Genomic DNA, 6,605 nt, shown 5'->3' with positions numbered 1-6,605 from the left:
GGGGGAGGAAAGTCCGGGCTCCACGGAAATCACGGTGCCGGATAACGTCCGGCGGACCGGGCTTCGGCCGGGTTCAGGGAAAGTGCCACAGAGAGAAGACCGCCAAAGGCTTCGGCCCGGCGAAAGGTGAAAGGGTGCGGTAAGAGCGCACCGCGCGGACGGTAACGGACGCGGCACGGCAAACCCCACCGGGAGCAAGGTCGAATAGGGATGGCACGGATTTATCCAGGGCTGATTCCGGCCCAGCCGTCCGGGTTGACTGCTTGAGCGTTCGGGTAACCGTCCGCCTAGAGGAATGATCGCCTATCCCCGAAAGGGGTGGACAGAACCCGGCTTACAGACCCTCTGGCATTCTCTCCCGACAGGCGACGCGGGAACCGCGCCGCGCCGGGCCGCGTATTAGGCGGACCAGAAGAGGAGACGAACCATGAAAGTCGTCGATGACCATGTCGAGGTAACCGAGACCGAGGCGAGCAGCGGGGTAAAGGGACATAATGTCCGTTACGTTCTGGCCTTTTCGCTGATCGCGGTGATTGTCGTCCTGTCCGCCATCTGGATCATTCCCGCGCTGCTGCAGCCCTGACCACCGGCTATTTCGCTTTGGTGGCGCCGACCAGCTCTTCCTCGGCGTCCGGCGTATCCTCCATATAGATGGTCCGCACGGGCCGTTGAACTTGCGCGTGTAGAGCTTGTCGTAACCCCGATCGCCCTTGGTGGCGACCTTGAGCAGGCTGGTGATCGTGTCGCCGGTCGCGACGTTCCAGCTCATTTCGTCCCCGTCATGGGCATAGGTTCGGCTGTACACCGTCGCATCGAGCCCGATCAGGCGCATTCGCGGAGGGTCTTTCGCCTTGTCGGCACGATAGCGATAGGTGGCCGACAGCGCGGTGGTGCCGCCCGTCAGGTCGCGGATCGTCAGCACACCCCTGTCGATCGAGAGGCCGGCGGGCCCCAGCCGATCGGGCTCGAGCCTGAAACTTCCCGCCGGCTGGTGTCCGAGGTCGAATTCGGCACGATAGCTCAGCAGGACGTGAAGCGTCCGCGCGTCGGGGCTCGCGGCGACATAGACGGTATCGGGATCGCCGTCGCCGTTGAGGTCGCCATCGACGCGCGCCTCGATCTCCTCGCCCATCTCGAGCCAGCCGTTCAATGTCGCGTCGGAGACCGGCTGCATCGGTTCGCGCCCGGGCGCGGCGTGCGCCGCGCTTCCCAGCAGAAATGTGGCGATCAACGTCAGGCTTCGCATCATGATCCTCCCACCGGTCGCGGCCAGATTATCAATCGCTGGCGCGGCGTCCAGCGGCTGTCGGTGATCGGGCGCACACCCTTGCCGGGAGCAATCGAGGGTTCGGTGTGGGAGCGGGCGTCATGTCCGGTTCCCGATTTCCCTTATACCCCGAGCCATTCGAGCCCGCCCGGGAGCTCATCAGCCGAATAATCGATCTGCAAAACCCGGCGGCGGGCCTGCAGATCAGGTGTTTCCGAAGCGTGCAGGATTGGAGTGGCATATGCCCAAACATCCCCGGCATTCGCGAGGCAGGCAAAGACACCGCACCGTTCTACCACCCCGTCATATTCGCCGGTCGACACGCGCCCTGCATTGTGCGAGCCGGGAGCTATCAACAGCGGCGAATTGTTGGCCGGTACATCGTCGATGTGAACCCGGAGAGTCACCATCCGGGACAACAATTCAAACGGCGGTGCGACGTGCTGCATCCCCCCCTTTATCGTCCAGGGGCCGTAGTTTTCAGCGTCGATCCGTTGCTTTACACAAATTGTTCGATCTTGATGCCATGCGAGCGACCAGTTTGTTTCCGCCGTCTTGTCAAACAAGATGGCCCGGACCGGACGGCATCGGTCGCCGAGAAAAGCTGCCGCAACCGATCCCGCCGCGCCATTGGCACCCAGAATCGGTCGGAGCGCGGCAATGCCGTGAATGCGGACGCCAGCTCGTTGTCGAGGGAGTTTGTCGAGAGCGGCGCAGATATCGTCGAGTGCGCCCAGGGCGGCTTCAGGGAAGTGCTGAGCTCCATCATCGGCGAATTTCAGATGGGAGGGGGCCGATCGTTGCTTCATTCGCTCTTTTAGCGTGCCTGCAGGTTTTGCATCAACGTCCGCAATGGGTCGCAACCCGTCTTTCCGTCCGGTGAAGTCGGCGAACGCACGAGGAGCGGACGGAAAATCAGCTTGCGGGATAGCTGAGCGCCATCACTTCCCATTCCTTGGGCCCGGCGGGCAGTCGCACGGTGCGCAGATCGCCGACGGCGGCACCGCGCAGGGCACGGGCGAGGGGGCTGTTCCAGCCGATCCTGCCTTCGCCCGCCTCGGCCTCGTCGTCGCCAACCAGCGTGACGATACGCCGCGCGTCGTCATCGTCGGCGAGTTCGACGGTCGCGCCGAACCAGATGCGGCTCTTGTCGGGCTGCTGCGCGGGATCGATGATGCGCGCCGCCTTCATCCGTCGCGCGAGAAAGCCCAGCCGCCGGTCGATCTCGCGCAGCCGCTTGCGGCCATAGATATAGTCGCCATTCTCGCTGCGGTCGCCGTTGCCCGCGGCCCAGCTTATCACCTCTACGAGCTTGGGGCGCTCATCGCCCAGCAGCGCGTCGTATTCGGCGCGCAGCGCGGCGTAGCCCGCCGGGCTGATGATATTCGTCTTCTCCCCCGCCATTGAATGTCAGCCGGGCGTGCGTTTGCCGAGGTAGAAGCTCAGCGGCGCCTGCGGCCGCGACCCGCCGTCGCGCAGCGTGTCGTAAACCACGGCGTTTTCGAGCACGCGCTGCACATAGTTGCGCGTTTCGAAGATCGGGATCGCCTCGATCCAGTCGACCATCTCGATCCCGCCGCTGCGCGGGTCGCCATTGGCGCGCAGCCATTTGTTCACATTGCCCGGCCCGGCATTGTAAGCCGCGACAGCGAGCGGATAGCTGCCACCGAAATAGCGCAGCATCTGCTGAAAATAGGTCGATCCCAGCATCATGTTGTAATTGGTGTCGGTCGTGAGCGATCCGGCATCGTAACTCATGCCCAGCTTGCCCGCGACTTCGCGCGCGGTGCCGGGCATCAGCTGCATCATGCCGCGCGCGCCGGCGTGGCTGATCGCGGCGCGGTCGAACTGGCTTTCCTGCCGCGTGATCGCGTGGATGAAGGTCCAGTTGCTTTCGTGGCCCGCGGGCACGCGCACGGTCGGGAAGCCCGCGACCTCGACCGCGTCGAGGCTGTTCGCCTGCGCGCTGCGGCCGATCATCACGCCCAGGTCGGGGCGCCCGATCTGCGACGCGAGCTTGCCCGCGAGGACATGGTCGGCGGGCGACGTCGCCTTTTGCGCCAGCGCGCGCAGGAACTGCGACTGTTCGCGCCACGCGCCGATCTCGCCAAGCGCGCGCGCGGCGCGCACCAGCCGGTCGTCCTCGAATTCGCGGCGATCGTCGTTGCTGACCTGGATGGTCGGGTTCGGCGTCGGCTTGGGCTGCGGGCGGTTCAGCCGCTCGAGCGCCAATTGACCGTAGAACTGATCGTAATGCTGCGCGGCATCGTTGAAATAATTATTGGCGGTTTCGCGGTCGCCGGCCGCCAGCGCGGCGCGGCCCGCCCAATAGAAGCCCTTGGTGCGCGTCTGCGCCGAGCGCGCGGCCTCGCCATAGGCGCGGTACAGCCGCACCGCTTCGGCCGGGCGCCGGAGGTCGCGATAGGCAAGCTGCCCGGCGAGCCATGCGAGCGACGTAAAATCGTCGCGCACGCCGAGCGGCGTCTCGCGGATCACCGTGCCCGCGGGGAAGGCGTCGTCGAGCTGGCGCGCGATATTATAGGCGGTCGTCTTGTCGCCGCCGTCGCTCGCCTGCCGTGCGTTGGTCAGCAGCGTTTCGAGCCATTCCTCGGTATCGGTCGGCGGCTTGGCGAGCGAACGCGGCGCGGCAAGCAGCGCGCGCGCCTCGCCGACGCGGCCCGCCTTGCGCAGCCAGGTCGCCTTGTCGGTGATATAGCCGGCGTCGGTGCGCGTCAGCGACGGGTTGGCGCTCTCCGCCGCCGACGCCTGAAAGGCCGCGTCGACCGACGCGCTGCGCATCGCCAGTCGCGCGGCGAAAACGGCGCGCTTGTCGGGCGAGGTGTAGGCAAGCTGGCGGCTCGCGGCCGGCGTCGCGCCGAGCCAGAGCAGCCGGTCCATCCGCGCGTCATGGTCGGCGGGGGTGATCGCACCGGGGAACATGGAGAGCGCGCGGCTCGTTTCATAATCGTCGAGCGGGCCGCTCGTCCACGCGCGGCGCACCGCGGCATTGGCGTCCTCGCGGCGCCCCGAGGCGTTGAGCGCGAGTGCGTAGCGCAGCTGTCCGCTTGCGGTCTGTGGCGGATAAGCCTGGAAATAGGCGAGGGTGCGTGCGGGGTCGTAGCTGTCGAGCGAGATCGATTTTTCGGCGCGCGTGCGCAGCTTGTCGGCATCGGGCCAGCCGCGGTTCGCCATCAGGAAGCGCGACAGCTGGTCGAACGACGCGCCGGTGTTGGCGGTCAGTCGCCGCCATTCCATCACCGCGTCGCCGACCGAATTGGGCGAGGGCGGCGGCCCCGAGACCGAGGCGAGCCCCATCTGGGCGCGATACCAGGCCATTTGTTCGGGGGTTAGTTCGCTGGCATGGGCAGCGGTGGGGATCAGGAGGGCAGCGGCAAGCGCCAGGCGGGATATACTGGGCAGCGAGATCATACCGGCCATGGTAATACCAAACTCCTTGCGGGGCGCTGAATAGACGTCCAATAGCGGCGCGCTGGCCGGATTCTATCGGTCCCGGCGGTTAATTGTAAAGGAGCGGAGCATGTTTTCGGGTTCGATTCCCGCTTTGGTGACGCCATTCCGCGATGGGGCGTTCGACGCGCCGGCCTTCGCGCGCCTCGTGGACTGGCAGGTCAAAGAGGGCACCAGCGCGCTGGTGCCGTGCGGAACGACCGGCGAAAGCCCGACGCTCGGTTTCGACGAACATTATCAGGTCATCGACACCTGCCTCGAGGCGGCGGCAGGCCGCGTGCCCGTGATCGCCGGCTGCGGATCGAACGACACCGCGACCGCGATCCGCCACATGCGCTACGCGCAAGCCGCCGGTGCGGCCGCCGCGCTGATCGTCGCGCCCTATTACAACCGGCCGAGCCAGGAGGGCATGATCGCGCATTTCCGGGCGCTAGCCGACGCGAGCGACCTGCCGATCGTCGTCTACAACGTTCCCGGCCGCACCGTCGCCGATATCAGCGCCGAGACCTTGTGCAAACTCGCCGAAATCCCGGGCGTCGTCGCGATCAAGGATGCGAGCGGCGATCTTGCGCGCGTTACCATCCATCGCGCCGGAGCGGGCGAAGGCTTCTGCCAGCTTTCGGGCAACGACGACCTCTGGCTGCCGCACGCCGTGATGGGCGGGGTGGGCTGCATTTCGGTCACCGCCAATGTTGCGCCGCGGCTTTGCGCCGATTTTGCCGCCGCCTGCGCCGCGGGTGACTGGGCGCGCGCGCTCGTGCTCCACGATCGCCTGTTCGACCTGCACAAGGCGATGTTCTCCGACACCTCGCCCGGCCCCGTCAAATATGCGCTGTCGCGCATCCACGACTGGTTTTCGCCCGAAGTGCGCCTACCTATCATTCCGGCGTCCGAAGCATCGCGCAAGGCCGTCGATGCCGCATTGTCCGCGGCCGGAGTTATCCAGGTTTCGTAATGGCCCGTCCGCAGTCCGCCGCCGAATTCGACAAGAAGAAGGTCGTCGCCGAGAACCGGCGGGCGCGCTTCGACTATGCCATCGAGCAGGTGTTCGAGGCGGGCATCGCCCTGCAGGGGACCGAGGTGAAGTCGCTCCGCTTCGGCGAGGGCACGATCGCCGAGAGCTATGCCGAAGTTACCGGCGGCGAGGTCTGGCTGATCAACGCGAACATCCCCGAGTTCAGCCACGGCAACCGCTTCAACCACGAGCCCAAGCGCCCGCGCAAGCTGCTGCTCAACTGGCGCGAGATCAACAAGCTGCACGCCGGGGTGATGCGCCAGGGGATGACGCTCGTGCCGCTCAGCGTCTATTTCAACAGCCGCGGCCGCGCGAAGGTCGAACTCGCGCTGGCCAAGGGCAAGAAGGCGCACGACAAGCGCGAATCGATCAAGGAACGCGACTGGAAACGCGACAAGCAGCGCCTGATGAAGGATCGCGGATGAGCAGCGGCAAGCCCCGGGACAAGGCGGCGGTGATGAACTGGATCCGCCGCAACTCGCCGACGCGCGAGGAGCTGCTCGAAAGTCGCTTCGTCAAGCCCTTCGCGCACCGGGTCGCGCACAGCCATTTGTGGCGCTTCACGCGCACCTCGGTGCCGCGCGGCACCGCGCTCGGACTGTTCGTCGGCATCTTCTTCCTGATCCCGGGGGTCCAGATCCTCGGCGTCGCGCTGCTCGCGCTGCCGTTCCGCGCCAATATCCCGATCGGCGCGGCGATGACCTTTCTCTCGAACCCGGTGACGACGCCCTTCATCATCCTCGCCTCGGTGTGGCTCGGCGACTGGCTGTTCGGACTCCACGCCAACAGCGCGACCTTTTCGGCGATGATCGAGCATGGCGCGTCGGCGGGCGAGTGGGTGCGCTGGGTCTTTTC

Annotated in this window: 7 protein-coding genes and 1 other RNA gene; 5 read left to right on the top strand and 3 right to left on the bottom strand. The window is 66.1% G+C overall.

The window, feature by feature from the left end:
* Window positions 1–353: RNase P RNA component class A (rnpB, locus tag JHC57_RS20205), an RNA gene on the top strand; the annotation flags it as partial.
* Window positions 354–427: 74 nt separating this feature from the next.
* Window positions 428–583 carry a hypothetical protein gene (locus tag JHC57_RS20200; protein ID WP_171013398.1) on the top strand — a complete coding sequence of 52 codons (156 nt, stop codon included), beginning with the start codon at window positions 428–430 and terminating at the stop codon, window positions 581–583.
* Window positions 584–1,389: 806 nt separating this feature from the next.
* Here JHC57_RS20200 and JHC57_RS20195 read toward each other — a convergent pair.
* The 3 genes from JHC57_RS20195 to JHC57_RS20185 all read right to left on the bottom strand — a co-directional run bounded on the left by JHC57_RS20195 (window position 1,390) and on the right by JHC57_RS20185 (window position 4,705).
* Window positions 1,390–2,076, bottom strand: coding sequence for a phytanoyl-CoA dioxygenase family protein (locus JHC57_RS20195; RefSeq protein ID WP_294032389.1), 687 nt, complete (start codon window positions 2,074–2,076; stop codon window positions 1,390–1,392).
* A 106-nt stretch (window positions 2,077–2,182) separates the two neighbouring features.
* Window positions 2,183–2,671: a transcription elongation factor GreB gene (greB, locus tag JHC57_RS20190; RefSeq protein WP_294032388.1), complete on the bottom strand. Its 489-nt coding sequence runs from the start codon at window positions 2,669–2,671 to the stop codon at window positions 2,183–2,185.
* 6 nt (window positions 2,672–2,677) lie between these two features.
* A complete protein-coding gene (locus JHC57_RS20185) occupies window positions 2,678–4,705 on the bottom strand; it encodes a lytic transglycosylase domain-containing protein (protein ID WP_294032387.1) in 2,028 nt (675 codons plus the stop codon).
* 100 nt (window positions 4,706–4,805) lie between these two features.
* On the opposite strand from JHC57_RS20185, the gene dapA reads away from it, so the two are divergent.
* From dapA to JHC57_RS20170, 3 genes are all read left to right on the top strand, one after another.
* Window positions 4,806–5,690: a 4-hydroxy-tetrahydrodipicolinate synthase gene (gene dapA, locus JHC57_RS20180; RefSeq protein WP_294032386.1), complete on the top strand. Its 885-nt coding sequence runs from the start codon at window positions 4,806–4,808 to the stop codon at window positions 5,688–5,690.
* A complete protein-coding gene (gene smpB, locus JHC57_RS20175) occupies window positions 5,690–6,175 on the top strand; it encodes an SsrA-binding protein SmpB (protein ID WP_037554711.1) in 486 nt (161 codons plus the stop codon). Before dapA ends, smpB begins: the two co-directional genes overlap by 1 nt.
* Window positions 6,172–6,605, top strand: a 434-nt coding sequence (locus JHC57_RS20170) for a DUF2062 domain-containing protein (protein ID WP_294032385.1), incomplete at its 3' end; no start/stop codon positions are given. The genes smpB and JHC57_RS20170, both read left to right, overlap by 4 nt.

Origin of the sequence: Sphingopyxis sp. (genome assembly GCF_016463645.1) — a bacterium.
Classification (GTDB): domain Bacteria; phylum Pseudomonadota; class Alphaproteobacteria; order Sphingomonadales; family Sphingomonadaceae; genus Sphingopyxis.
This window is presented reverse-complemented; position numbering and strand designations above follow the sequence as displayed.

Excerpts from the sequence above, each read along its gene's own strand:
- greB (WP_294032388.1), bottom strand. The coding sequence starts at position 2,671 with ATGGCGGGGGAGAAGACGAATATCATCAGCCCGGCGGGCTACGCCGCG.
- JHC57_RS20200 (WP_171013398.1), top strand. The coding sequence starts at position 428 with ATGAAAGTCGTCGATGACCATGTCGAGGTAACCGAGACCGAGGCGAGC.
- JHC57_RS20185 (WP_294032387.1), bottom strand. The coding sequence starts at position 4,705 with ATGGCCGGTATGATCTCGCTGCCCAGTATATCCCGCCTGGCGCTTGCC.
- JHC57_RS20195 (WP_294032389.1), bottom strand. The coding sequence starts at position 2,076 with ATGAAGCAACGATCGGCCCCCTCCCATCTGAAATTCGCCGATGATGGA.
- dapA (WP_294032386.1), top strand. The coding sequence starts at position 4,806 with ATGTTTTCGGGTTCGATTCCCGCTTTGGTGACGCCATTCCGCGATGGG.
- smpB (WP_037554711.1), top strand. The coding sequence starts at position 5,690 with ATGGCCCGTCCGCAGTCCGCCGCCGAATTCGACAAGAAGAAGGTCGTC.